24 protein-coding genes, 1 pseudogene and 1 CRISPR repeat array are annotated in these 24,814 nt (G+C 49.1%); of the genes and pseudogenes, 20 read left to right on the top strand and 5 right to left on the bottom strand.

Annotated elements, in window-relative coordinates:
* Positions 1-7: 7 nt before the first annotated feature.
* Positions 8-805 carry a phosphocholine cytidylyltransferase family protein gene (locus tag NSMM_RS07310; RefSeq protein ID WP_176753887.1) on the bottom strand — a complete coding sequence of 266 codons (798 nt, stop codon included), beginning with the start codon at positions 803-805 and terminating at the stop codon, positions 8-10.
* A 61-nt stretch (positions 806-866) separates the two neighbouring features.
* Positions 867-2,039, bottom strand: a complete 1,173-nt coding sequence (locus NSMM_RS07305) for a cysteine desulfurase family protein (RefSeq protein ID WP_245654722.1) — start codon at positions 2,037-2,039, stop codon at positions 867-869.
* 275 nt (positions 2,040-2,314) lie between these two features.
* Between NSMM_RS07305 and rpsO the strand changes: the two genes are divergently transcribed.
* Together rpsO and pnp are read left to right on the top strand one after the other, a co-directional pair.
* Positions 2,315-2,584, top strand: coding sequence for a 30S ribosomal protein S15 (rpsO, locus tag NSMM_RS07300; protein WP_090286096.1), 270 nt, complete (start codon positions 2,315-2,317; stop codon positions 2,582-2,584).
* Positions 2,585-2,776: 192 nt separating this feature from the next.
* Positions 2,777-4,891: a polyribonucleotide nucleotidyltransferase gene (pnp, locus tag NSMM_RS07295; protein WP_090286094.1), complete on the top strand. Its 2,115-nt coding sequence runs from the start codon at positions 2,777-2,779 to the stop codon at positions 4,889-4,891.
* Positions 4,892-5,077: 186 nt separating this feature from the next.
* Here pnp and NSMM_RS15140 read toward each other — a convergent pair whose 3' ends face one another.
* Together NSMM_RS15140 and NSMM_RS17040 are read right to left on the bottom strand one after the other, a co-directional pair.
* Entirely contained in the window at positions 5,078-5,323 is a 246-nt protein-coding gene (locus NSMM_RS15140) for a hypothetical protein (RefSeq protein ID WP_143001889.1), read from the bottom strand.
* Positions 5,316-5,405: a hypothetical protein gene (locus tag NSMM_RS17040; protein WP_425412358.1), complete on the bottom strand. Its 90-nt coding sequence runs from the start codon at positions 5,403-5,405 to the stop codon at positions 5,316-5,318. The genes NSMM_RS15140 and NSMM_RS17040 overlap by 8 nt, the downstream gene beginning before the upstream one ends.
* Before the next feature lie 532 nt (positions 5,406-5,937).
* Between NSMM_RS17040 and cas10 the strand changes: the two genes are divergently transcribed.
* The 13 genes and pseudogenes from cas10 to NSMM_RS07215 all read left to right on the top strand — a co-directional run.
* Positions 5,938-8,514 (top strand): type III-A CRISPR-associated protein Cas10/Csm1, encoded by a 2,577-nt coding sequence (gene cas10, locus NSMM_RS07285; protein WP_090286328.1) that lies wholly within the window; start codon positions 5,938-5,940, stop codon positions 8,512-8,514.
* Between the two features lie 82 nt (positions 8,515-8,596).
* Entirely contained in the window at positions 8,597-8,983 is a 387-nt protein-coding gene (gene csm2, locus NSMM_RS07280) for a type III-A CRISPR-associated protein Csm2 (RefSeq protein WP_090286090.1), read from the top strand.
* A 59-nt stretch (positions 8,984-9,042) separates the two neighbouring features.
* Positions 9,043-9,759 (top strand): type III-A CRISPR-associated RAMP protein Csm3, encoded by a 717-nt coding sequence (csm3, locus tag NSMM_RS07275; protein ID WP_090286088.1) that lies wholly within the window; start codon positions 9,043-9,045, stop codon positions 9,757-9,759.
* A gap of 4 nt (positions 9,760-9,763) precedes the next feature.
* Positions 9,764-10,714, top strand: coding sequence for a type III-A CRISPR-associated RAMP protein Csm4 (gene csm4 / locus NSMM_RS07270; protein ID WP_090286086.1), 951 nt, complete (start codon positions 9,764-9,766; stop codon positions 10,712-10,714).
* A complete protein-coding gene (gene csm5 / locus NSMM_RS07265) occupies positions 10,714-12,462 on the top strand; it encodes a type III-A CRISPR-associated RAMP protein Csm5 (RefSeq protein WP_090286084.1) in 1,749 nt (582 codons plus the stop codon). Before csm4 ends, csm5 begins: the two co-directional genes overlap by 1 nt.
* A 22-nt stretch (positions 12,463-12,484) precedes the next feature.
* A complete protein-coding gene (gene cas6 / locus NSMM_RS07260) occupies positions 12,485-13,441 on the top strand; it encodes a CRISPR system precrRNA processing endoribonuclease RAMP protein Cas6 (RefSeq protein WP_090286082.1) in 957 nt (318 codons plus the stop codon).
* Entirely contained in the window at positions 13,438-13,731 is a 294-nt protein-coding gene (gene csx16 / locus NSMM_RS07255) for a CRISPR-associated protein Csx16 (RefSeq protein ID WP_090286081.1), read from the top strand. Before cas6 ends, csx16 begins: the two co-directional genes overlap by 4 nt.
* Positions 13,728-14,858, top strand: coding sequence for a Card1-like endonuclease domain-containing protein (locus tag NSMM_RS07250; protein ID WP_090286079.1), 1,131 nt, complete (start codon positions 13,728-13,730; stop codon positions 14,856-14,858). The genes csx16 and NSMM_RS07250 overlap by 4 nt, the downstream gene beginning before the upstream one ends.
* An 8-nt stretch (positions 14,859-14,866) precedes the next feature.
* Entirely contained in the window at positions 14,867-15,997 is a 1,131-nt protein-coding gene (gene csm6 / locus NSMM_RS07245) for a CRISPR-associated ring nuclease Csm6 (RefSeq protein WP_090286326.1), read from the top strand.
* 54 nt (positions 15,998-16,051) lie between these two features.
* Positions 16,052-16,330, top strand: coding sequence for a CRISPR-associated endonuclease Cas2 (cas2, locus tag NSMM_RS07240; protein ID WP_245654721.1), 279 nt, complete (start codon positions 16,052-16,054; stop codon positions 16,328-16,330).
* 17 nt (positions 16,331-16,347) lie between these two features.
* Entirely contained in the window at positions 16,348-17,334 is a 987-nt protein-coding gene (cas1, locus tag NSMM_RS07235; RefSeq protein WP_090286076.1) for a CRISPR-associated endonuclease Cas1, read from the top strand.
* 5 nt (positions 17,335-17,339) lie between these two features.
* Positions 17,340-17,627: a CRISPR-associated endonuclease Cas2 gene (gene cas2 / locus NSMM_RS07230; protein WP_245654720.1), complete on the top strand. Its 288-nt coding sequence runs from the start codon at positions 17,340-17,342 to the stop codon at positions 17,625-17,627.
* 249 nt (positions 17,628-17,876) lie between these two features.
* Positions 17,877-18,399: a CRISPR direct-repeat array (repeat unit 37 nt; unit sequence AGAAGCACCCATGCCCTGATTTCAAAGGGATTGAGAC).
* Between the two features lie 807 nt (positions 18,400-19,206).
* Positions 19,207-19,404: pseudogene (locus NSMM_RS07215) on the top strand (transposase domain-containing protein); the annotation flags it as partial.
* A gap of 182 nt (positions 19,405-19,586) precedes the next feature.
* On the opposite strand, the gene flgA reads toward NSMM_RS07215, so the two are convergent.
* Complete coding sequence (gene flgA / locus NSMM_RS07210) at positions 19,587-20,273, bottom strand: flagellar basal body P-ring formation chaperone FlgA (protein ID WP_090286072.1); 687 nt, start codon at positions 20,271-20,273, stop codon at positions 19,587-19,589.
* 879 nt (positions 20,274-21,152) lie between these two features.
* Here flgA and NSMM_RS16045 point away from each other — a divergent pair.
* The 5 genes from NSMM_RS16045 (at position 21,153) to NSMM_RS07190 (ending at position 24,804) form a co-directional block, all read left to right on the top strand.
* Positions 21,153-21,326 carry an RlpA-like double-psi beta-barrel domain-containing protein gene (locus tag NSMM_RS16045; RefSeq protein ID WP_218121037.1) on the top strand — a complete coding sequence of 58 codons (174 nt, stop codon included), beginning with the start codon at positions 21,153-21,155 and terminating at the stop codon, positions 21,324-21,326.
* Between the two features lie 263 nt (positions 21,327-21,589).
* Positions 21,590-21,841, top strand: coding sequence for an acyl carrier protein (locus tag NSMM_RS07205; protein ID WP_090286070.1), 252 nt, complete (start codon positions 21,590-21,592; stop codon positions 21,839-21,841).
* Between the two features lie 13 nt (positions 21,842-21,854).
* Positions 21,855-22,694 carry a hydrolase 2, exosortase A system-associated gene (locus NSMM_RS07200; protein ID WP_090286068.1) on the top strand — a complete coding sequence of 280 codons (840 nt, stop codon included), beginning with the start codon at positions 21,855-21,857 and terminating at the stop codon, positions 22,692-22,694.
* Complete coding sequence (locus NSMM_RS07195) at positions 22,691-23,557, top strand: hydrolase 1, exosortase A system-associated (RefSeq protein ID WP_090286065.1); 867 nt, start codon at positions 22,691-22,693, stop codon at positions 23,555-23,557. The genes NSMM_RS07200 and NSMM_RS07195 overlap by 4 nt, the downstream gene beginning before the upstream one ends.
* Complete coding sequence (locus tag NSMM_RS07190) at positions 23,551-24,804, top strand: glycosyltransferase (protein WP_245654719.1); 1,254 nt, start codon at positions 23,551-23,553, stop codon at positions 24,802-24,804. Before NSMM_RS07195 ends, NSMM_RS07190 begins: the two co-directional genes overlap by 7 nt.
* Positions 24,805-24,814 lie beyond the last annotated feature (10 nt).

The following is a 24,814-nucleotide window of genomic DNA, read 5'->3' as shown; positions in this document are numbered from 1 at the left end:
CTTAACCTTATAACCGGATCGTTTTGTGATGCACACCACTTACCAAGGTATCATGCTCTTGCAGGAGATGTCCTTCCATCGAAAAATATTCCCTTGCTTTCTGCAGATCGTGCAGATAATCAATTTCGCACCAGCGACAACCTGCCACCGAATGGCTGCCGACCATTCCCGTTTCGGCTAACTGGTTAATAATGGCCAGATACCATGACCTGAGGTTGGCAGGGTCACGCAATGCTTTCTCAACTGCCGCGTGGAAGACACTTGCACCCTCCCCACTGAAACGAATCAATCCTATCGACTCCGCATCTGTCTCAACGGCAGATAGTTTTTTACTGACCTGTCTGACCTGACCATTGGCGCCAAGCTGGACTTTCATGTCATCTTCGTCAAATTTATCTTTAAAATCAATGCATAGCATAATCGGTGATACGCTGTTATTCAATACGCCGGCCAACAATACGTTGTCGATCAACGTGTCTCCATTCAGGAGCAGAAAATCGGTATTCATTTCCTGACGGGTTATCCAGCAGCTGGCAAGATTATCCGCTACCTCATAAAAAGGGTTGAATTTCACTTTCACACCCGGAATACTCCGATACCGCTCAGACAAGAGCTTCTCGATCTGATCAATCTGGAAACCACCCACCACCACAATCTCATCGATCCCGGCTGCAAGCAGGGCATCAATCTGCCACGCGACTACAGGTTTTCCCGACACCGACAGCAGACATTTTGGAGTACTCTCTGTCAAGGGCAATAGGCGCCTGCCCTGTCCCGCGCTAAGAATAATAGCTTTACGAAGCATTTGATATCTTCAGGTTATTGGTTTATTGAGTCAAGCTGTCTGCGTCGATTGCGCTCAAGCATCATGCTCCGAACATTACATTCAGATGTTTCAACTGATCAGCAATCTTTTTAATTGCTGATAAAAAATCTGTTACTTGCTGACTGGTATTGGCAATTCCGAAACTTATCCGCACCGCACAGCGTGCCAGCATAGGATCAACTTGCATCGCTTCCAGCACTTGACTTTTCCCTGGTGTAGCACTGGAACAGGCCGCTCCGCTCGCAACCGCAAACCCGGCCTTGTCCAGCTGTACAACTAAAGTATCGCCTTCAATATCAGGCAGTGCAAAATAGCACGTATTAGGCAAACGCTGTACCTCCCCACCGAAAATGATGGCCCCCATTTCGTGCAAGCCGTTTTCCATCTGATCCCGCAAGCTGCGGGTATGGGCAGCCAGTTTCGCCATTCTGGATACAGCCAGTTCACACGCAACACCGAACCCAACAATAGCAGGTACGTTTTCCGTACCAGAACGTAGTCCATTTTCATGGCCACCGCCATAAATCAGTGGCTTGATTGGCAATCTCTGGTCAATAACCAGTGCTGCCGCGCCTTTTGGTCCATAAATCTTGTGTGAAGACAAGGTCATGGCATGTACACCCAATTCTGCAAAGTTCACAGGCATCTTGGCAAAGGCCTGAATCGCATCGGTATGCATCCATATACCCAGTGCAGCAGCCGCTTCAGCAACAGCTGCAACAGGCTGAATCACACCAGTTTCGTTATTGGCCAGCATCATGGATACCATCGCAGGCCTGATTTTTGACAACGCCGTGATAGCTGCATCTGCATCCACACCTCCCGTTTCTCTGACAGCAAGTTCATCTAGCTGCCATTTTTGGCTGTTTTTCCAGGCCAAAGCCTGCGCAGGGCGGCGAACACAGGGATGCTCTATAGCACTGACGAGAAGCGTAGCGGGTTTTATGCTATCTGCTACACCGCGAATAAAGAGGTTATTCGCTTCCGAGCCTCCACTGGTAAAAATTACCTGTGAAGGCATAGCGCCTACAGCTGATGCCACTTGTTCACGCGCATGCTCAATTGCACGATGAGCTCGCAGACCATAAGAATGACTGCTGGATGCGTTACCATAATTTTCCTGAAAATAAGGCAACATGGCGGCCATGACGGTCTCATCTACAGCGGTGGTGGCGTTATGGTCAAAATAAACTTGCATCGTTGAATCAGTCATACGATGTATTATACCGTTCAGGTAGAAATGTATTATTTATTAGCAAAATTTGTTAACTGTTGTTACCAACAAAAGCTCAAGAAATAAAGTTGCTGACTCTTCACATTTATTCAACCGATTAGCAACACCTGTTTTCCGCAAGAGGTAGTATAAATTTTATTACGTCCAATGTCTTGATTTGATTTGGACAAGCTTTTTATTAAAGAGTAAAATCCGCAGGCAATGCATTGTATGAATCCCATAAAACCATTTAAGAATTGAGCAGGAGAAACCAAATGGCAGTAACAACTGAACAAAAAGCACAAGTTGTGCAAGATTATCAACGAGTCGCAGGCGACACGGGTTCGCCAGAAGTACAGATAGCACTTTTAACAAATCGTATTAACAGCTTGATTGATCACTTCAAGGCACATGTCAAGGATCATCATTCCCGCCGTGGATTACTACGCATGGTTAGCCAGCGACGCAAATTGCTGGATTACTTGAAATCAAAAAATAATAGCAGCTATCAAACATTGATTGAAAGACTCGGATTAAGAAAATAAACATCAATTTCTCCAATTCCTGGTGACAATTCACGTTAATGCATGGCGAATCAGTCATCAAAATTTCTTTTCCGACAGTAAGTAATCAAAATATTATTAACTCGCATTAATGATATTTTGCTGCGCCTTTACTCGTCGCGGTGCTTTGTTACAAATCTTGAGTATACATTTATCAAAAAGAAGGATTATTAATTGGAACCGATAAAAAAGAGCATAACTTATGGTAATCATACTCTTACACTAGAAACCGGGGAAATTGCCAAGCAAGCGCATGGCGCGGTTATGGTTTCCATGGATGATACGGTCGTGCTGGTCACTGTCGTCGGAAAGAAGCAAACCAAGCCAGACCAGGATTTTTTCCCTCTAACTGTCGATTACCAGGAAAAATTTTATTCTGCTGGCCGTATTCCGGGTAGTTTCTTCAAACGTGAAGGCCGCCCATCTGAAAAAGAAACGCTAACTTGTCGTTTGATTGACCGGCCGATACGCCCACTTTTTCCGGATGGTTTTTATAATGAAGTACAAGTTGTTGCAACCGTAATGTCGTCCGATCCCGAAATCGATGCAGATATCCCAGCTATGATTGGTACCTCTGCCGCACTCGTACTTTCCGGCATTCCCTTCAATGGACCGATTGGGGCCGCAAGAGTCGGCTACATCAACAATGAATATGTATTAAACCCAACAACCAGTCAACTTGAGGGAACAGAGCTCAATCTGGTCGTTGCCGGCACTCAGCAAGCCGTATTAATGGTCGAATCAGAGGCTAGAGAACTCTCCGAAGACATCATGCTGGGCGCGGTAATGTATGGCCACGAACAGATGCAGCAGATAATCAATGTGATTAATGAACTGGCTGATGAAGCAGGTGTAACCGCCTGGGACTGGCAGCCATCAGAAAAAGATCACGCACTGACCGAAAAAATTTCCCAGCTAGCCGAAGCAGATTTACGCAAGGCCTTTCAGGTGAAACAAAAATCCGTCAGAACCGAAACAATCAGCGAGATATGGCAACGTGTTTTTAGCGAACTCGGCGTTGGCACTGAAGGCGGACCAAACGAACAAACCGTGCGCGAGTTTGGTTTTGAACTCGAATCCAAGATCGTTCGTAACAGCATCCTGGATGGTGAATCCCGAATCGATGGCCGCGGTACCCGTACGGTTCGACCTATTACAATTCGGCATAGCGTACTACCGCGCGCCCACGGATCAACCCTGTTTACACGCGGTGAAACCCAGGCGCTGGTAGTTGCCACCTTGGGTACCACTCGTGACGAACAAAGGATTGATGCTCTGCAAGGCGATTATAGCGAACGCTTTATGCTGCACTACAACATGCCACCTTACGCTACTGGCGAAACCGGGCGAGTGGGAACGCCAAAGCGGCGTGAAATTGGTCATGGCCGCCTGGCAAAACGTGCGTTGGTCGCAGTATTGCCATCAGTGGAAGAATTTGGTTACTCCATGCGCGTAGTCTCTGAAGTAACGGAATCGAATGGTTCAAGTTCCATGGCTTCTGTCTGCGGCGGTTGCCTGGCACTTATGGACGCAGGCGTACCGCTAAAAGCTCATGTGGCTGGCATTGCCATGGGATTAATCAAGGAAGGTAATCGCTTTGCTGTTTTGACTGATATTCTGGGTGATGAGGATCATCTGGGAGATATGGATTTCAAGGTGGCCGGTACCGAGAATGGAATTACTGCCCTGCAAATGGATATCAAAATCCAGGGCATTACCCGTGAAATCATGCAGGTTGCTCTGTTGCAGGCAAAAGAAGGACGTTTGCATATTCTGGAAATTATGATGCAGTCACTTCCACAGACACGGGAGAGTATCTCCGTTCACGCGCCGCGCATCATTAAGTTCAAAATCAACCCGGAAAAAATTCGTGATGTGATTGGAAAAGGCGGTGCAGTCATTCGTGCATTGACTGAAGAAACCGGCACTACGATTGATATTTCTGACGATGGCGTCGTTACCATCGCTTGTGTCAAGAGTGAAGGTGGTGAACAGGCCAGGAAACGCATCGAAGACATTACCGCAGATGTAGAAGTTGGAAGAGTTTATGATGGTACCGTACTTAAATTACTTGATTTCGGTGCCATTGTTAGTGTTTTACCAGGAAAAGACGGACTACTGCATATCTCCCAAATTGCTAATGAGCGCGTGGAGAACGTTACTGATCACCTCAAAGAAGGTCAGACAGTGCGCGTCAAAGTGCTCGAAGCCGATGACAAGGGAAGACTGCGGCTCAGCATGAAAGCTGCCGTTGCAGAAGCAGAAACAAGCAGTAGCGAAGCAACCTGATATATATCAGTTAGTTCAACCATATAGAGACGGCTTGTTTCAAAGGAGCTCGTCTCTATTTTCAGTACTCTTCGCTGATTCAATTTCGAAGTGCAACGCCTAACGGTGGTTTGGTGTAGCACACCGTCTTCCCGAAGAATATCTCAAACGGGGTTCTGAATCCAAGCACCTTGCGTGGCCGATGGTTTAGCCTATCCACAGCCCACCGTACTTGTCCGGTGCATGTTTGCATAAATGCGCAAGTAGATCAGTCTCATGACTGATTTGCAACACACTTTCCCAAGCAAGTCGTCGAGCCGCTTGCTCCGGACTCATGTCCAGCCGAACCAATCGCTCGACTTCTGTCCAGTCCGGCAATGATAAACTGGGCGTTGGTGCATTGCTTTCGACGCTCGTCCCGTAATTCCTGAGCTTGTCTCGGATGCTAGTCACGCAAACCTTTGTTCCGCCATAATTCTCGCAAAATAATCGATTTGTTCACGCCCACTTCATCCGCTATTCGCGATTGATTCAAACCCGCCTTCTTCAAACCAGAAATCTGATATCGTTGCTCCTCGGTAAGCTGCTTGTAGTGCTTTATCTATGCTCCTTCTACCTGGTAGTTTAAGAGGCTCCGATACTACTGCAGCTTGCCTCCTGAACTTCTTTACAAAAGTTGCACTTCAAAGTTGAAGCCGCCCGGGTTGTTTGCAATAATTTATCAGCATTTTCATGGTTACTCTCGCCATGAACAGGCGATCATTACTACCTCCCTTGTTTCTTCATTTCTCGGAAGTACTGCTATTTTTCTCCGGCATTCAAGCGATTAAATAGCTGGCCGAGGTAAAATCATATGTCTCTGCCTAGTCGGCAGGAACATGCTGCTATAAGTAAGCATGTTTATTTCCATAAAATTGGTCAAAGTCACCGTCTATATAGACGGTGACTTTGACTTTAAATGTGTTGACTCATGCGCGTTTAGTTTACCCGACAAGCTTGCCACCGCACCTGTCAGCCAATGACTGATACACAATTTGTATCGTCTTGTTTACCGAGATAATTTTTATATGTCACTTTTGCATTCATCCTGCCGCATCGCCTTCGCCGCCCTGTTACATGATCTTGGCAAGTTTCACGAAAGAACCGGCCAGCCGGTTAGCGGTGATCTCGCTGCGCTGACCACGCTCTACAGATACTCGCATGCTGCACATACCGGCGGTATGTGGGATGTCGTGGAAAAGTTTGCTCCTGATCTTATGCGCGGTGATGTTTCTCCTTTCTCTGGCCGTACCAGTGGTGCCGATATTACCGACAGCATGGCCAATGCTGCGGCTGCGCACCATAAACCGGGAACACTGTTGCAGTGGATCATTGCCACTGCTGATCGGGCGGCTTCAGGCTTTGAGCGCAAAGAATTTGATGAATACAATGCCGACGCCGAAGGGGAAACACCGCAGCATAAAAACCGTTTTCAGGCGCGGATGGTGAGTCTGTTCGAACAGATCAGAATCAATCCACAGGCCCCTGCCGGCCAGTTTGCGTATGCCTATCCCCTGCGGGCGCTCGGGCCGGAGGCCATTTTTCCTGACAAACGTGCTGCTGTTGAGCCAGACGGAGATAAATCGGCACAGGCTGAATATGCCGCATTGTGGGAACAATTCATACAAGCGCTGGCATCCATTCCACAATCGCACCGCAACAACTGGCCGTTATGGTTGGATCATTTTGATTCCGCCTGGCTGGCATACATACAGGCCATGCCTTCAGCGACCAACCGAGGAGTGGTACCAGATGTTTCTCTCTACGACCACAGCAAGGCAGTTGCTGCACTGGCAACTGCCTTGTGGCGCTGGCACGAGGAAACCGGTAATACCGGTGCCGATGCACTGGCAAAATTGAGCAATCCGGAACGCCCTGACTGGGATGAACAAAAACTGCTGTTGATCCAGGGGGATTTTTTCGGCATTCAGAATTTCATCTTTGCGCAGGGCGCACAAACCCAAAAGCACGCCCACAAGCTATTGCGCGGGCGCTCTTTTCAGGTGGCACTGCTGGCTGAAATGGCGGCACTCAAATTGCTGGAGACCCTGCAACTGCCATCGACCAGCCAGATTATCAATGCTGCCGGCAAGTTTCTCATCGTCGCGCCCAATACCCAATCGGCGCGTGAGGCGGTAGAAAACTGCCGACACAGTTTTGATCAATGGTGTCTGCAACACACGTATGGCGAGATTGGTATAGGGATAGCTCAAACAGCAGCCAGTTGTAATGACCTGATCAGCAAGCGATTCAAGGCGCTCACGCAGCAGTTGTTTATCGAGCTCGATATTGCCAAACATCGGCGTTTTGATCTGTGTGGCAACACAGTTGCCGTGCGCGAGGTATCTTTTGCCGATGGCCCTTGTGGCTATCACGGACGGTACCCGGCTGATCGCGCCGCAAAGGGAGAAAAACCAGCTTGCTGCGCGTTGTCACGTGACCAGATCACCATTGGCGAAGCGCTCATCAAAAATACACGATTGCTGGTATTGCGCCAGGCCGACAGCTTCAAAAAGCCGCTCGATCTGGATTATTTCGGTTACCAATTGTTATTTGTAAAAAATTCGGATGATTCCAGTCATTACAGCCAGCTTGCCAGAAGTGGTGAGCTGGTGCGCGCCTGGGATTTTGATCTGCCAGAAGCGGATGGCTCTTGCTTCCATGGCTATGCCCGCCGTTTCGTCAACAGTTATGTGCCGGTACTCGATGACCTCGATCAGCAACTATCTGACAAGTACGGTCGCTGGGAAGATGACACTGAATTTGATCGTGAGCACCCAATCAAGACACTGCACCATATCGCCTGCGAAAATCGCCGGTTGCAGGAAAACGGTAAATGGCTGGGTGAAATTGCCCTGGTTACGCTCAAGGGCGATATTGACAACCTTGGTGCATTGTTCCAGAACGGGTTGGAGGAACCCACCTTCGCTCGCTGGGCTGCATTGTCTCGTCAGGTGAATGCGTTCTTTGCCTTGTGGCTGCCGTGGTATTGCGCCCACGGTGAAAACGGGCGCTTTCGCAACACATACACCGTATTTGCCGGTGGTGACGATTTTTTTCTGATCGGCCCCTGGGAATCCACGCTTGAATTGGCGGGCGTCATGCGCAAGGCATTTGCGCGTTATGTCGTACGTGATGACATTACCTTCTCGCTGAGCGCTGCCATGACGCAGCCGAAAGTACCGGCGCGCCAGCTTGCTGTGGCCGCTGAAGCCGGCTTGCATGCTGCCAAACAGCATGATGGAAAGAATGCTGTCAGTCTGTGGGGCGTTACTGTTAGCTGGGCAGAATGGCGAGCACTCATGGAGGAACGCCGCGATGCGCTGGCGCAGTTGATCAGTGAAGCAGGCAATTTATCCACCGGTTTTATCTACAACCTGCTGCTGTTATCTGACCAGGCGGAACGTGATCGCCCAGAAAAAGCCAATCGCCGTCCGGAAGATGCGCTCTGGCGTTCACGCTTGGCGTACCGTTGCGCCCGATTGCCGAAGCATCAACAGACAATTGGTAAAGCACTCGCCCGTGAATGTGGTGGAGCCTTGAAACAATATCGTGGCGCTTACCGCCTGCCGGTTTCCGTACTGCTGTATCGGCAGCGGCAATAACGGCAAGCTTGCCGCTCGGCAATCAAACCGGGCAGCCATTTATTATCAACAACTACTATCGACAACATCCGGAGATCACAAAATGACACCTGATCTGAAAACCAGCCCACCCCCAGCCACACTTTTTTCCGAAGATGCTGAAAACATTGCAAAGCAACTTGATGAAAGCGCTAAAAATGGGCGTGATTCAGGTAAAAACAAATCTACCCAGATCCGCCGTTTTTACGATGAACTGGTCGGCTGGCAGGAGCGCATCGGAACAGATGAACAAAAATTCAAGGATTATGAAGCGTTTATCCATATGCTTAATGCCAAGGCTGCCTATGCACAGGGCCGCAAACTAGTCACTCAGGAATTCGTTGAGTGGTTGAACAGTTGCATCAAACAGGTAACAGATACGCGCACGTTGAACCACTTCCGGCTGCACTTTGAAGCCATGCTTGGGTTTCTCAAGGCAATTCGTGGCTAGAAACGTTACCAGCTAAATTTGTTGTGTTTTTAATCATTTGTCGCCTAAAGGAATCCATCATGCAACTGACTCAAATCCAGAAAATCATCGGTACCATTGTTCTTCAATCCGGCCTGCATATCGGTGCGGGCGACAGTGAAATGCGTATTGGGGGAACCGACAGCCCGGTGATCAAAGATCCGCTTACCGGTCAACCTTATATTCCCGGTTCATCGCTGAAAGGCAAAATCCGCAGCCTGCTGGAATGGCGGCATGGCCTGGTGCTGGCAGCAGAAGGTAGTCCCTATTCGTTTAAACATCTCGCCAAAGATGAAAATAATTCCACTGGGCGCGCTGTTATCAAACTGTTTGGCAGTGCACCGGAGAAGACGGAAGATCAGCTCGTCACCAGCATTGGTCCCACCCGCCTCGCTTTCTGGGATTGCCCGTTGAATAGTGACTGGAAAAAGGAAGCTGCCGATTCCAGAAATCTGCTGACCACCGAAGTCAAATCGGAAAACAGTATCAACCGCATTGCCGGTACAGCCGAACATCCGCGTTTTATCGAGCGGGTGATCGCCGGTGCGCGCTTTGATTTCACCCTCACACTCAAGGTATTGAAAGGCGATAATCTGCTTGACACCGTGCTGCTTGGTCTGCGGTTGCTGGAGCTGGATAGCCTCGGTGGGTCCGGCTCGCGCGGATACGGCAAAATCAAGTTTGCGGAGCTGGAGCTCAATGGTACAGATTTAATGGAACAGTTCCACGCCATCACCCCATTCAATCAAACGGCTTGAAACAATGACTCCACTGCGTGTAACGCTTCGACTGCGTTCGCCACTGGGTACCCCATTGACAGGGGATACACTGTTTGGCCAGCTTTGCCATGCTGTCCATGAAATGCTCGGAGAAGAAAAACTTGAAACCCTGCTTGATGGCTATACCGCCGGTAGCCCTTGGCTGGTGGTTTCCGATGGGTTTCCAAGTGGTTACCTGCCGCGTCCCACCGTTCCGGCTACATTACAAGCAAATAGCGGAGAAGATCCGGCAAGACGCAAGGAAGCCAAGGGCAAACGCTGGATTCCACACGACCAGATTGCGCAACCACTGCGCCAGCTACTCAGTAGCGCCGTCTCTGATGAAGAGGTGTACGGTAAACAGGACAGGCCGATCCAGGCAGTTGCGTTTCACAACACGCTTAACCGACTGACCGGCACGACAGGCACAGGTGAATTTGCACCCTACACCCAATCGCAAATTTTCTACCAGCGCGATCAGCACATGGACTTGTGGTGTGTGCTTGATGAAGATCGCCTGCCACACGAAACACTGCTCCAGTTACTTGAATATATTGGTAATGTTGGCTACGGCCGCGATGCCAGCATCGGCCTGGGTAAGTTTGCCGTGGAACAGATGGTGGAAGCTGCGTTATTCAAGCAGGCACATCCTCACGCCAATGCCTGCTGGACATTGGCACCCTGTACTCCACAAGGATTGGGTTTTAATACCTCACGTAGTTACTGGCAGGTACTGACCCGCTTTGGCCGGCATGGCGGCACGCTGGCGCTGGGTGCCAATCCGTTTAAGCAGCCGTTACTGCTGGCAGCAACCGGCGCCATTTTTACGCCCACAGGCAACAGGGCGCACACTCGTTTCATTGGCAATGGCCTGGCAAAGGTATCACTAATACAAAAGACGGCAGTGCACCAGGGTTATGCACCAGTGCTGAGAATCTGTATGGAGGCTATCTAATGAAATTTCTGGACACACAAGAATTGGTCGTAAGTACCTTGTCTCCGGTACATATTGGCTGTGGGGAAGATTACGAACCCACTGAGTATGTGGTTGATACATCAAGTATATTGCATAGATTCGATGTGGGGAAACTGGCTGATTTAAGTGGCGCCGGTATTTCCAGGGATATTTTTACCGCACTGTCTGAAGATAATGGCGGAACGCAAACAGAGCAACTGCGTGCAGTGCATAAAGTATTAAACAAACACCGCGACAAAATCATTCCATTGGCTAATGTTCATGTTTCGATGTGTGCCGGTGTTTATACACACTACAAAAGCACGCAGGATAAGAGAAATGATTTCAACCGGAATGGTGTCGAGCGAACATCGTATCAACCGTTCAATCAGTTGCCTTATCTTCCTGGCAGTAGCATCAAGGGAGCTATCCGGACAGCTATTCTCAATGAGCACATTGCAGGTAACAGCCCATGTTCGACAGCGCTCATGAAACAGATTAAAAATTTCAACACCATGATCGAGGAATACGATCCTGGCAATGGCAAATTGCTGTTACGGTTAAAGCGCCAGCACACAAAATGGGATTATGATCGGGCACGCAAAGGTATCGAAAAAGCCATTACAGAAGTCTCGTCCGCTCTTGGTGCTGATTTGCTCGGTGGTAAATTTGAAACTGATCCGCTGCGCGCCCTCAAAGTGGGTGACGCTGCACCCCTCGATATTGAAATTGAGCGCGAAATTCGCTTTTGTCTTAATCGTAGCCGATCTGGCCGCCGCAGTCAGGCGCAGGTAAAGAATCTCTATACTCGCCTGGAATACATTCTCGGGCATCAGCCTGCCGCCTTCAGTTTATCTCTGACTTTGCAAAATCTTCATGAGATCACCGGAAGACGCAACTTTCACAATGAGCCCATAAGCCCTTCAGCCGATAAATTGTTGTCATGGCCAGGTATCGTCGAGGCATGTAACAACTACTATCTAAATCGGCTGGATGATGACATTGCCACGATTGGCAAGCTCTATCCGACATCAACATGGAGAAAACAGACTCAAAACATTCTTGATGCAGGATTGCGTGATCAAATTAAAACCGGCGCATGTCTTTTGCTGAGAGTTGGCAAACATAGTGGTGCAAATAGCAACACTGTCAATGGCCGCCAAATCAAAATCATGCTCAATGAGGATAAGCGCTGGATCAATGATAAAGAAGAAAAGATACGTCTTTATATGTTTGATGACGAATCCCGAACCGTCTGGTATTGCGGTGACGATCTGGATAAGCCATCCGATCTTTTGCCACACGGCTGGATCATCTTGAGTAACCCGGATCAGATTTGGCATGCTGACCTACCCGGTTTCGAGCGACGTTGCGCCAGACAACAGGCGGCTGTCGAGAATGCCCGACGTCAGGCTGAAACAGCTGCTGCCGAACAAGCCAGGATTGCGGCACAAGCCGCCCGTGAAGCTGCACTGGCGGCCATGACGGTGAATCAGCGTCGTGTTGAAGCTTTTGTATCCATGTGTGCCCGGCGCGCGGAACAGCTCCGGGGCAGCAAGGAAAATCCCAATGCGGCCATTCACAATGAAGCACGGGCATTAGCAAAAGCAGCGCAGGAAGGCGCGGACTGGACGGGCGGCGAGAAACATGCTGTTGCCAACGCTATCGAGGAATGGCTTCCTAAACTGGTCAAGGTGGAACTCAAGGAGGAACGTAAAAAGCTGAAGTTGTCAGCCTTACGCCTCTAAATTAACCTATCCAACCGGGACTATGAGTACACATTACCTGACTGAACCTGCCTATCCTGTCCTGTCGCTGGGGCGTTACCGCCTTGACTGGCGAGTGACTCGTTCGATTCGACTGCCGGATTATTCCGGTTCCATGTTACGCGGCGCGTTTGGACATGCCCTGCGTAGCATGGGCTGTATTACACGCGAGAAAGATTGTACTGCCTGCCCGTTACGGCGGGATTGCCCCTATACCCTGTTGTTCGAGCCGGCTCCACCGGAACATCACCCATTGCAGGATTTCAGCAGGATTCCGGCACCTTATATCATTGAGCCTCCCGAGTGGGGCGCGCACGTGCTGCACCTTGGTGATACGCTAACTTTCCATTTCACCCTGGTTGGTCGTGGCGTGGAGGAACTGCCCATTGCCATCCTTGCCTGGCGGCGGGCGCTGGCGCGCGGGATTGGCCCGGGCGACGGACAGGCAGAACTGACCAGTATCTGGCTGGAACAACCGGAAGCTTCGCTGGCCATTTATACACCGGAAAATAGCAGCATTCAGAAACATGACACACGATTGACTTGCCCACCTTTGCCAGGCGACAGTGTGCGCCTGCATCTTGTTACCCCCCTGCGCCTGCAAAATAACGGGGTTCCCCTTAAGCCACAAACCGTTACTGAGCGCACCTTGTTGATGGCGTTGGTACGGCGTCTGGCACTGATGAGTGAATTTCATGGCGAGCTTGCCTGGCAACCGGATTTTCACCATCTGGGCGAACTGGCCAGCAGCATCCAGGGTAATCGGCAACTTTCCTGGCGCGACTGGAAGCGTTACTCCAGCCGCCAGCAACAGGAAATGGCACTGGGCGGTGTTACCGGCCGCTGGGATTTGCACGGTAAATTATCCGCATTCTGGCCGGCATTATGGTTCGGACAGTGGTTGCATGCCGGTAAAAATGCCAGCTTCGGGCTGGGCCGCTATCAAATTTATGCCACATGATCATCTGGCTTGTTACTCGCCACCCTGGTGCAATCGAATGGACAGCGCGCCAGGGCATCCAATGGGATAAACATGTTGCCCACCTTGATCCGTGCGAAATCACTGCGGGCGATACTGTCATCGGTTCACTGCCGATCAACCTTGCCGCAGAAGTCTGTAATCGCGGTGCGCGTTACTTCAATCTCTCGCTTAATCTGCCGGCTCATCTGCGTGGTCAGCAGCTAAGCGTCAATGAATTGGGAAGCTGTCAGGCAAAGCTTGAGGAATATCACATAAGGAAAATCAAATGACTACCCATATTTGCCTTGTTTCGGCGCAAGCCGCGCCTAATCTCCTTCCAGTACTTGATCCGGAACTGAAACCCAAAGAAGTCGCACTACTGGTCAGCGAGAAAATGCGTAAAGCTGCCAATGCGTTAAGTACGGTATTGAAAGAACTTGGAATTCGCACTACGACGGTTCCTCTCGAAGATGAACATAGCAGTAGCGTAATTGAAGAAGCTCTACTTAAAATTGCAAGCGAACGAGAGGGAGAGGAAATTCTTCTTAATTTGACTGGCGGCACAAAGCTGATGGCGCTGGTTGCACAAACTGTTGCACAGGCAGCGAATTGGCGCAGTTTCTATGTTGATATGGATACTGATGCCGTTGTCTGGCTGGACAAAACTCCCGGTAAAAAACTGGCCGAACAATTACGACTTCCCCACTACCTGAAATCATACGGGTTCGAGCTTCCAGATTCTCCTGTGCGCCCACAGATCACGCGCGATCAGCATGATCTCATGCACACCCTCATCACCCAGACTGGCAGCCTGGAGAAGCCACTCACCCAGCTTAACTGGTTAACCCAACTGGCAGAAGATAAAAAACAACTGAAAATTGAAATGAGTGACCAACAGGCAGGTAACCACAGTCTGGAAGCCCTGTTGCGTCACTTTACAGAAGCCGGCCTGCTGCAGGTAAACCAAAATACGATCAGCTACACTGATGAAGCTGCACGAGATTTCGTCAAGGGTGGCTGGCTGGAGCTTCACGCCTATAAATGTGTTGAGGCTATCACGGGTGAGACGGGAATTCGCGACAAGGCTGCTAATCTCACGGTTATAGGTGGCGGTGTAAAAAATGAAATGGACATCGCCATCATGGCGCGTAACCGATTGTTTGTCATTGAATGCAAGACTGCGCACATGGATCGGCCGGAAGCGCCCAAGGCCAACGATACGCTGTTTAAGCTCTCGGAGATTTGCCGGCGAGTAGGTGGTCTGGGAACCAGAGGTATGCTGGCCAGTTATCGCCCTGTTGCTGATTCCGAACGAAAACTGGCCAGAGCACTAAACATTGAGTTGGTGTGCGGACAAGATTTGAAGAATCTGCGAGATCAGATCAGAGCGTGGATTTCAGCCAAGAGCCGGAGTTGATTCTGCTTATGTCACAACTACTGCAACCCCATGAATATCCGCGTCGCATCCTGTTATGTGTTACGGGGCTGTCACCGCAGATTGTCACTGAAACGCTGTATGCCCTGGCTATGGCACGGACTCCACCCTTCATTCCGACAGAGGTACATCTACTGACCACCACCGATGGCGCGCGATTGGCGCGGGCAGCATTGTTGCATCCCGATGGCGGCCATTTCCATGCGCTGCTGAATGACCAACCGCAGATTGGCCATCCTCGTTTTGATGAAGACTGCATCCACATCATCAGCTATCATCAGGAAAAGCTCGCCGATATTCGTACACCGGCCGAAAATGCCGCCGCTGCTGACACAATCACGGCACTTGTCGCCCAACTTACTGGAGATGCAGATACGGCGCTGCACGTTTCGATTGCCGGTGGACGTAAGACCATGGGCTTTTATCTCGGTTATGCTTTTTCATTGTTTGCCCGACCGCAGGATAATCTCTCTCATATTCTGGTTTCATCCCCTTTTGAAGGACATCCGGATTTTTTTTACCCGCCCCGTCAGCCCCGTCGGCTGGTAACACGGGATGGGCATCACATTGATACTGCTGAAGCCGTCGTTACCCTGGCTGAAATTCCTGTAGTACGGTTGCGACACGGCCTTCCTGTTGCGTTGATCACCGGTCGCGCAGGATTCAGTGAAACTGTCGCCACCTTGCAGCAAAGTTTTGCACCACCACGTCTGCTGATCGATCTGAAGCAAAGATACCTTGTCTGTGGTACGACTGCAGTTACCATGAAACCGCAATTGCTTGCATGGCTGGCGTGGTGGGCTACGCTTGCTCGACAGGGACGGCCTGAAACAGCCTGGCGTCAAGCTGATGCCGGATTATTTCTCGATATTTACCGGGTGGTAGTTGGTATTGATGTCACTGATTATGAGAAATCCGTCGAACTACTCAGCAATGGGATGGAGAAGGAGTTTTTTCAGACCAAAAATGCCAAGATGGAGCGTATATTAAAAGATGCACTCGGTCTGGCAGCAACCCCCTATCTATTGATTACTGCCGGCAAGCGTCCGCATACCCGGCGCGGTCTAACCCTGCCGCCGGAAAGTATTCAGATCAGCGGCTTTGACAACAGGCGAGATTAACCGGCAAGCTTGCCGGTGCACAACGGGAGCCAGGCAAGCCCTACAATGCTGCACATGAACCGAAGCCTGTATCTCGTCGCTTATGATGTCTGTAATCCGCGCAGATTGTATAAAGTTTGCCGCTATCTCAAATGTTATAGGGTGGGTGGCCAGAAATCGGTTTTTGAACTCTGGATAACACCAGCCGAGCTGCGCACCATTCGCGCTGATCTGGATAAACTGATGGATGCGCAAGAAGATCGCCTGCATGTTCTCAGTCTTGATCCACGCATGAAGCCGCGTTGTTACGGTAAAGCCAGCACATTCACGGCACAGTATTTCTGTATCACCTGAAAACCAGGAGAAACGATATGACCAGCCTGTTTGTTGATCGTCGCGGAGTAGTACTTGAACTTGAATCCGGTGCCATTGTTTTTCGCGAAAATGGTGAACGTATTGGCACGGTGCCTATTGCGCCACTGTCGCGCGTTTTTCTGCGTGGTGATGTCAAGTTGCCAGCCGCCCTGTTGGGGAAGCTTGGCGAACAGGGGGTGGGTGTCGTCATCCTGAGCGGGCGGATTGGCCGTCCCAGTTTGCTGCTGGCACGCCCGCACAACGACGCAGTCCGGCGTGTTGCCCAGATACGTTTGAGCTTTGATGAACCGTTCTGTTTACAGATTGGCAAAACACTCATCGAACGTAAGCTGACACGTCAGATCGAATGGTTTACTGAGCTACGCGAGAACGATATGCAGGTACGTTACGAACTGAGCCACGCCTTACGCGCACTGGAGGAGCATTGGCCTCGTATCGGCCATGCCAGCAGTGCTGCCAGCTTGCGTGGTGTAGAAGGTTCCGCTGCTGCGCGCTATTTTTCTGGTTTGCAGGCTGTTGTTCCGAATTCACTACATTTTAGTGGCCGTAACCGTCGCCCGCCGCGTGATCCTTTCAATGCCCTGCTTTCGCTCACGTATACCCTGCTGCATAGTGAAATTGCTATTGCGCTGTATGGCGCCGGGTTTGATCCTTACGTTGGTTTTTATCATCGTCTGGCCTTTGGCCGGGAATCGCTCGCTTCCGATTTGCTGGAGCCTTTACGCCCGCTGGCGGATCAGTTTGCGCTTGCGCTGATACGCAAAAAAGTATTGGAAAAAGATCATTTTTCGACGACAGAAGCAGGTTGCCTGCTTGGTAAGGCTGGCCGTACGCGCTATTACGCTGCCTATGGGGAGCACAGTGAAACCCTGCGCAAAGGCATTAACCAGGAAATTGAGTGGTTAACAGCGCAGGTGAACGAGATTATGGCCACAGCGGAAGATGATGTGCGATCAGAGGATGATTTTGAAGATTTCGGCTAGCGTAGATGATGAGTGATTTTATTATCTGTTATGACATTACGCACCCGCGACGGCTGGCGCGCTTGCATCGCTATCTGGTAAAACGTGCCGTACCGTTGCAACATTCTGTATTTTTGTTTAGCGGAGATGATCGCCAGCTTGAACACTGTATGCAGGGGGCAATTGAACTGATTGATGAAAAAGAGGATGATTTGCGTGTTTACCCGTTGCCGAATCGTGGACTGAAGGCTCGCATCGGTCAACCCGCCTTGCCGGAAGGCATCCAATGGAGTGGATTGCCCACCGCGTGGTAGCGCACAGCTTTCCTGAAACGGTCAATCGCCTGAACAGAAAGCCAGATCAGTTACAGTTCGCTCTTGTAAATATGGCAGGATCGTTCAAAATATCGAAAAATGAACTAACTCCAGGATATATAAACTTTGCCGATTGTTGTACTAATGAAGTAAATCACCAATTTACAGGATATATCTTGCAACCGCTTATCATTTTTCCTCCGCACCATTTTCAATATATTGATTGTAAAGAGATAAATGGTGGTGATCAGAAGCACCCATGCCCTGATTTCAAAGGGATTGAGACATTAAATTGAGTTTAGATTCGGTTGGATTGGTTAGAAGCACCCATGCCCTGATTTCAAAGGGATTGAGACGTATGCTCACGACGCCATTAAGTGAGCCAATATGCAGAAGCACCCATGCCCTGATTTCAAAGGGATTGAGACCGTAAAGCCGTGACGAGCGACAGAACAAGATGGAAGCACCCATGCCCTGATTTCAAAGGGATTGAGACTCCTAGTCCACTTTCGTATGCATCACATATTTCAGAAGCACCCATGCCCTGATTTCAAAGGGATTGAGACACCATGCTTAACTCCCTAAATGAGATACTCATAGAAGCACCCATGCCCTGATTTCAAAGGGATTGAGACCTTAACAAATACTCTCTATCTTCGATACGCTGAGAAGCACCCATGCCCTGATTTCAAAGGGATTGAGACCCTGTTATTGTTATAGGATTCTCCGTTGCCACGAAGCACCCATGCCCTGATCTCAAAGGGATTGAAACTATCCGCGTAGTACCGCTACGTACATACATGAAGGCGTGAATGTCATATAGTGAAAATCCAGCCCCCACGCTCGTTGTGTCGAAAATGAACAACGGAAAGAAAAGCTCCTTGATGTTCTTTACGTTGCTGAACAAGCAGCCAGGAAGTCCTTCCGCGCAACAAAAGCTCATAGGAATCTTTTGCTGTCAGTTATTGAGGATTGTGAACTACACGTTGCCGCAGGTGTAATTAGCGTGCCATCTGGGAAATCAGAACGCTAAAGTGTAACTTTTAAGGTTCTGTCGCATTAAGCAAGATCATCGACACATTCGATGTAGCGTGTTGACTATTAAAGAGATGACAACGCTACATGCTTATTGTTAAAAGGATGCCGTTTCCGGTTGATATAATTCTGGCTTGCATCCGCTGGTACGCAGCGTATCCGTCAAGTTGTCCGCACCTGGAAGAGATGATGGAGGAGCGTGGCGTATCTGTAGATCATTCTACAGCGAGCCGTTGGGCGATCCGGTTTCTACCATGGTTGGAAAGGATTTTCAGAAAGTATAAGTGCCTGGCTGGTAGAGGCTGGGTAACCGTCCAGTCCTCCCCTCTGCGGAATCATGATTTTCCGCATTGCCATCCTTTTCGTTACCCGTTTCTTTACTGAAGGATACCCAATGGCATTGCAAAAACATCAACAAAAGCATATCTGTGACTGGCAGACAAGTGGTCTGGCCTGGCACTTATTGCAGGGCAGCACGCTGCATGTGGATGAAACACCGGTGGTGCAACTCGATCCGAATGGGGGCAAAACCCGCAGCCAGACCGCAAGCGGCAAAAAGAACTGGCTGTTTACCGAATCAGAGCGCGCCGGTTAACGCGCCGCGGCCATGCACGGCCTAGACCCCGCCGCATGGCTTGCAGACACCCTCACCAAACTACCCGCCTGGCCCAAGAACGGTATCGATGAACTACTACCGGTAATATCGGCTTTCATTCAATCACTAAAACAGTGGAAAAAATAAGTGGGAATGCTGGACAGCTACGCCAACACAAGCAAAACAAGCGACAAACCACGATTTTGGCTGGATAAATCGTGGTATACCCCCGTTTCTCTTGTCCGTATTTTGCCGGCGCGCAGTGCGCCTCAACTATTTGTCGCTGATAGAATTTATCTGTTCATATGCGGAAGGATGTCGGACTGATTTTACTGCCTGATTTCAACACGGCCGTCCTGATGCGCAAGACCACTGATCACGCGCCCTGCGGAATTGCGTACTTGTACCAATTCACCTGCTGCTGCATCTGTCAAGGCGCTGCCCTCGGTACTGACGCTAAAACCGGTCCCTGTCACTATTAGCTGTACTTTCTGGCCACGTGTGATGACGTGCGGGGCGCGCAGCTGAATCTGACGGATGGGTTGACCGGCGGCGAGAGATGTAGCAGTCATTTTTCCGACCGCTTGCCGGGGATCAAGAAGTACATCCCGTGAGAAGCGGGTCAGATCAACTTCCTTCATAATCATGTCCTGTTCAAGCAGGAGCTTACCGGTGGAAATTGTGTGCGCAGCATGCACAGTTTGCGTAATGACAGCTATTTCAACCGGCACATAAAGTATCCAGCCATTTACTCCGTGGCAACGAACCCCAACCGAGAATTTTCCCCACATTCTTGCACCTGCAGGCAAGAATGTTTCAAGGTGTTCACATGGTTGGCGCGTCAGACGGGAATTGGGTACACCAGATTTAATGATGATATCACCCGGAAGATTACGGGTTTCCTGTGCAACAAAATTTTCTATTGCTTTAACAATTGTGTTGGCGGTAGTGAGCTCTGCTGATGTGCTCAAGGTAAAGAACATGCAGCAAAAGAATCCAAGCAGTTTGAGTTTCATTATGTACTTTGAGAAGAATCCATGTCTTCGAGGAAAAAAGAGAGCACTGGTTACCGCAAGAGTATGAGTAAAAAATATTTTCTTAACATGTGCTTGATATATAAACAAACATTTTTTATGAGCGCCGCAGTGTTGTGACGAAATATGAATTTTTAGAGGTACTCTTAAGCCTCTTACGACAACCTGTTTTACCAGAATCAACATTAGCGATTTTCTTGTCAAAGTGATTGATCGAATAGTAAGACATTGATAGCGCTATTCGATTAGCCCTGCTTGTATTTTTTTCATATTGTTGATCTGCGCGGTATCCTTATTAAGGCTATGTCTGCATTAAACGTTGAAACTGATTCTCTCGTCTGAGAGCGGCCTGGAGTTTAGCGACTGGCGAGTTGTGCTCACCCCAGCGTTCCAACCATCTACGACAACCGACTCAAACAGTGGGTGAGGAGATTTCATGAGGTCGCAACCAAGTACCTGAATTCTTATCTCGGCCGTTCCGCACCCTTGACCGGCCAGCTCTCACCAGCGCATCGCTCGAATCATTAATCGCTCCGGCTCTCGGAGCTTGTTCTGTCCTTACTTAACGCGAATTGAGTTTTTCTTATTTGCAGGTCATCGAGGCGAATATCCGGTATCACAGAATCGCGAAAAAATATTGGCAGGCGGGTGCGTTCACAGGAAACGTTGATACCGTATGCTGTCCCACTAGGAACTTTTCAGCAGTTTTCTTATACACAATATGATAGGGCTGTTGTTGTAAAAGGAAACTTGAAGCTACGTATTATTAAATTTTTTAAAGAGGCGCCTGGTACGGAAAGCCTGAACACAATCAGGTCTGGCACGCGCTGGTTGTTTTCCTGATTTTTTTCCAACGGGGTCTTGGCCGAAACGGGAACGGCTGCTCATTTCAGCGACGAATTCCAAGAGAGAAAGAATGTTAGTGGTAAAATTTTTGAACAAAATCAACTAATTTTCGCTCACAAGAAATTGCCTTTCAGCACAGAGATAAAGGTGGTCAATCTGAAAACAACTGTAGCGAGACTGCCAAAATAAATGGCAGAATGGCGACAAAAAACTGAAATATCATCGATCTGATTCGTCAAGCTGCGCAAGAATTCGATTTTTGAAACAAGGCAGAGCACGTGTCAGCCTTGAAATAGCGGGTTAAAATCGATTGATTACTTTCTTAGCATGACAGCGCCGAGATTCTGTTCGGTAATTCACTCAGAATTACCTTTCTGCAATTGTCCTCAATAAGTATCTCGCTAGGTTAAAATGCCCGTTTTGTAGTAAATGGTCATTTTTGTGGAGTAACCATGCAACATCTGGAAGAAGTCAGAAATATATTAGGTGATGTGCTCAGTCTGGGCGACAGGGCGCAGACACTCAAGGAAGATTCAATTTTGCTCGGCAATCTGCCTGAGTTGGACTCAATGGCAGTAGTAAATGTGATTACTGCACTGGAAGATTACTACGATTTTTCGGTGGATGATGATGAAATCAGCGCCCAGACCTTTGAAACATTGGGCAGTCTAGCGCAATTCGTCGAGCAGAAGCTCGCGGGATAATCAGTATAGTCTTATGGAGAGCCCTCCTGCTGATCCTTTTTTTCTAGATACTTTTCAAGGAAAGCGTTTTTGCTTATATCATCAACCCGCTAAACCGTTTTTCCGGGGTGACGCCGTTCTTTATATCCATTCTTTTGCTGAAGAAATGAACAAATCTCGGCGTATGGCGGCGTTGCAATCACGAGCTTTCGCTGCAGCAGGGTTAGGGGTGTTGCAGATCGATCTGTGTGGCTGTGGAGACAGTGAAGGGGATTTTGCAGATGCTGACTGGGAAATATGGAAACAGGATATTGCTTGCGCGAGACAATGGCTGATACAACAGGGCTTTATTTCGATCCATATCTGGGGGCTGCGGCTAGGCGCATTGTTGGCGCTGGATTATGCAAGGGAGGCCACACAGGATTTTATTCAATTTATTCTGTGGCAACCAGTTCTTAATGGGCAATCCTTTTTAACCCAGTTTTTACGTTTGCAACTGGGGAACGAATTGATTGCCGCGGACAGCAGTGTGACATCTAATGTTAAACAGTTACGCGAACAACTTCATGCCGGGCATTCCCTGGAAATAGCAGGCTATACACTTGCGCCAGCTTTGGCTGCTGCTATTGATAGCCTGAAAATCAATCAACTAGCAATTGTCAATCAAACAATTCATTGGTTTGAAATTGTTCCGCAAACAGGGCGCGAACAGTCTCCAGCAGGTAAGGTAGTGTTTAAAGCATGGCAACGGGCGGGAGTTAATGTCAAAGTTAACTTGCTAGCTGGCTTGCCATTCTGGGCGACACAGGAAATCAGCGAGTGCCCCGAATTGATTATCGCGACAACCGATCTTTTTTCCCCTTCAGAATCATGAGTTACCGTGAACAGGCGGTGCGTATTCGTTGTGGGTCGTGCTGGCTTTATGGTGTCCTGAGCCTGCCGGACGCACCATGCACGCGTGGCGTGCTGGTTGCAGTTGGTGGACCGCAGTATCGTGCAGGTAGCCATCGCCAGTTTGTGTTACTCGCCCGTGATTTAGCGCGGCAGAATATTGCGTGTCTACGTCTTGATTTTCGTGGCATGGGAGACAGCGAAGGCGAAATGCGCAGCTTTGAAGAAGTGGATGAAGATATTACCAGTGCGGTTGATTTTTTTCTCAAGGAGTGTCCGTTCTTACAGGATGTGGTGATCTGGGGGTTGTGTGACGCCGCTTCTGCAGCCATGTTTTATGCTCAACAGGATACTCGCATCAGCGGACTGGTATTGCTGAATCCATGGGTGCGGACCGAGCAAGGGATCGCGAAAGCATATCTGCGCCATCACTATCTGACACGACTATTTCAGGTCGAATTCTGGAAGAAACTGGTTAGCGGACAATTTGATCCAATTGCTTCGCTCCGTTCACTTTATGCAATGACCAAAAGTCTGTTCCTTGTCAGCAATACCCCATCCAAATCGGAGAATGTCGGCATTCCCTGTGGCAAATTGCCTCTACCGGAGCGTATGCTTGACAGCCTGAAGCATTTTCATGGCAAAACTTTAATTATTACCAGTGGTAAGGATATGACCGCACGCGAGTTTCTCGATCTAGCAAATAACTCAAACGATTGGCAGAATACATTCAAAGCCAAACAAGTGAAACTGTCACATCTGGCAGCGGCTAATCATACATTTTCTACTCGTGAATGGCGCGACCAGGTGGTGAAATTAACTGAAAACTGGTTGCGATCATGGTAAAACGCGTGTTGATGATTGCCTATCATTTTCCCCCGCTGGGTGGTAGCAGCGGAATCCAGCGTACACTCCGCTTCTCGCAATATCTGCCTGATCATGATTGGGAACCGATTGTGCTCAGCGCCCATCCTCGTGCCTATCAGCAAATCGACGAAAGCCAGCTGGCAGATATTTCAAGTCAAGTACGAGTACATCATTCTTTTGCGTTGGATACAGCCAGACATCTAGCTATCATGGGGCGTTACCCGCGCATGCTGGCCTTGCCGGATAGATGGGTGAGCTGGTGGCTGGGTGCTGTTCCAGCAGGGCTGCGCTTGATCAAGCGATATCAGCCAGACGTGATCTGGTCAACTTATCCTATTGCGACGGCTCACCTGATTGGATTGACCCTGAGTCGCCTCACAAACATTCCCTGGGTAGCTGATTTCAGGGATCCAATGGTGCAGTCGGATTATCCGCGTGATCCATCTACCTATCGTGCTTATCAATGGATAGAGAATAAGACGATAATGCACTGTGCTGCGGCTGTTTTTACTACACCAGGTACACTACGAGATTACCAAACAAGATTTCCTGCCATTCCTGTTTCGCGGTTTCAGTTAATCGAAAATGGCTTTGATGAAACCAGTTTTGCTGCACTACCGCTGCCGACAAAGCCTGTTACGGCTGATTCCAGGAAAATTGTGTTACTGCATAGCGGCATCATTTATCCATCCGAGCGTGACCCCACCCACTTATTCGAAGCGGTGGCAACTTTGCTCAAACAAGGGAAAATCAATGCAGACAATCTGAGTATTATCCTGCGTGCATCACATCATGAAACCTACCTGCAATCTCTGATTGACCGTTTTGGAATTAGTCAGATTGTTTCGCTTGCCCCAGCCATTCCCTACAAGCAAGCATTGTCAGAAATGCTTGCTGTAGATGGGTTGCTGTTACTGCAAGCCGCTAATTGCAATAATCAAATACCCGCTAAACTGTATGAATACCTGCGTGCTCAACGACCGATATTAGCATTGACCGACCCGGCGGGTGATACTGCACAGAAACTTCAGAATATAGGTATCAACACACTGGCACCGCTGGATTCATCAGAAGCCATTCAGCTGGCACTCAGGAATTTTCTGGTTTTGTTGCGGGAAGGTCGTGCACCAGTAGCGTCCGCAGATAAAATACTTGCAAATTCAAGGATATCTACTACTGGAGAATTGGCCGGCTTGCTGAATACTATTTCTTTGTCATGCAATTAATCTGTCAAGC

The sequence above is a fragment of the Nitrosomonas mobilis genome (genome assembly GCF_900103035.1).
Taxonomy (GTDB): Bacteria; Pseudomonadota; Gammaproteobacteria; order Burkholderiales; family Nitrosomonadaceae; genus Nitrosomonas; species Nitrosomonas mobilis.
This window is presented reverse-complemented; position numbering and strand designations above follow the sequence as displayed.

Coding starts and splice junctions, on each gene's coding strand:
- csm5 (WP_090286084.1), top strand. CDS start 10,714: ATGAAATTTCTGGACACACAAGAATTGGTCGTAAGTACCTTGTCTCCG.
- NSMM_RS07200 (WP_090286068.1), top strand. CDS start 21,855: ATGGAGAGCCCTCCTGCTGATCCTTTTTTTCTAGATACTTTTCAAGGA.
- csx16 (WP_090286081.1), top strand. CDS start 13,438: ATGATCATCTGGCTTGTTACTCGCCACCCTGGTGCAATCGAATGGACA.
- cas1 (WP_090286076.1), top strand. CDS start 16,348: ATGACCAGCCTGTTTGTTGATCGTCGCGGAGTAGTACTTGAACTTGAA.
- cas2 (WP_245654720.1), top strand. CDS start 17,340: ATGATGAGTGATTTTATTATCTGTTATGACATTACGCACCCGCGACGG.
- NSMM_RS07305 (WP_245654722.1), bottom strand. CDS start 2,039: ATGACTGATTCAACGATGCAAGTTTATTTTGACCATAACGCCACCACC.
- NSMM_RS07205 (WP_090286070.1), top strand. CDS start 21,590: ATGCAACATCTGGAAGAAGTCAGAAATATATTAGGTGATGTGCTCAGT.
- rpsO (WP_090286096.1), top strand. CDS start 2,315: ATGGCAGTAACAACTGAACAAAAAGCACAAGTTGTGCAAGATTATCAA.
- csm3 (WP_090286088.1), top strand. CDS start 9,043: ATGCAACTGACTCAAATCCAGAAAATCATCGGTACCATTGTTCTTCAA.
- NSMM_RS07250 (WP_090286079.1), top strand. CDS start 13,728: ATGACTACCCATATTTGCCTTGTTTCGGCGCAAGCCGCGCCTAATCTC.
- csm6 (WP_090286326.1), top strand. CDS start 14,867: ATGTCACAACTACTGCAACCCCATGAATATCCGCGTCGCATCCTGTTA.
- csm2 (WP_090286090.1), top strand. CDS start 8,597: ATGACACCTGATCTGAAAACCAGCCCACCCCCAGCCACACTTTTTTCC.
- flgA (WP_090286072.1), bottom strand. CDS start 20,273: ATGAAACTCAAACTGCTTGGATTCTTTTGCTGCATGTTCTTTACCTTG.
- cas6 (WP_090286082.1), top strand. CDS start 12,485: ATGAGTACACATTACCTGACTGAACCTGCCTATCCTGTCCTGTCGCTG.
- NSMM_RS07195 (WP_090286065.1), top strand. CDS start 22,691: ATGAGTTACCGTGAACAGGCGGTGCGTATTCGTTGTGGGTCGTGCTGG.
- csm4 (WP_090286086.1), top strand. CDS start 9,764: ATGACTCCACTGCGTGTAACGCTTCGACTGCGTTCGCCACTGGGTACC.
- cas2 (WP_245654721.1), top strand. CDS start 16,052: ATGAACCGAAGCCTGTATCTCGTCGCTTATGATGTCTGTAATCCGCGC.
- NSMM_RS07190 (WP_245654719.1), top strand. CDS start 23,551: ATGGTAAAACGCGTGTTGATGATTGCCTATCATTTTCCCCCGCTGGGT.
- NSMM_RS07310 (WP_176753887.1), bottom strand. CDS start 805: ATGCTTCGTAAAGCTATTATTCTTAGCGCGGGACAGGGCAGGCGCCTA.
- cas10 (WP_090286328.1), top strand. CDS start 5,938: ATGTCACTTTTGCATTCATCCTGCCGCATCGCCTTCGCCGCCCTGTTA.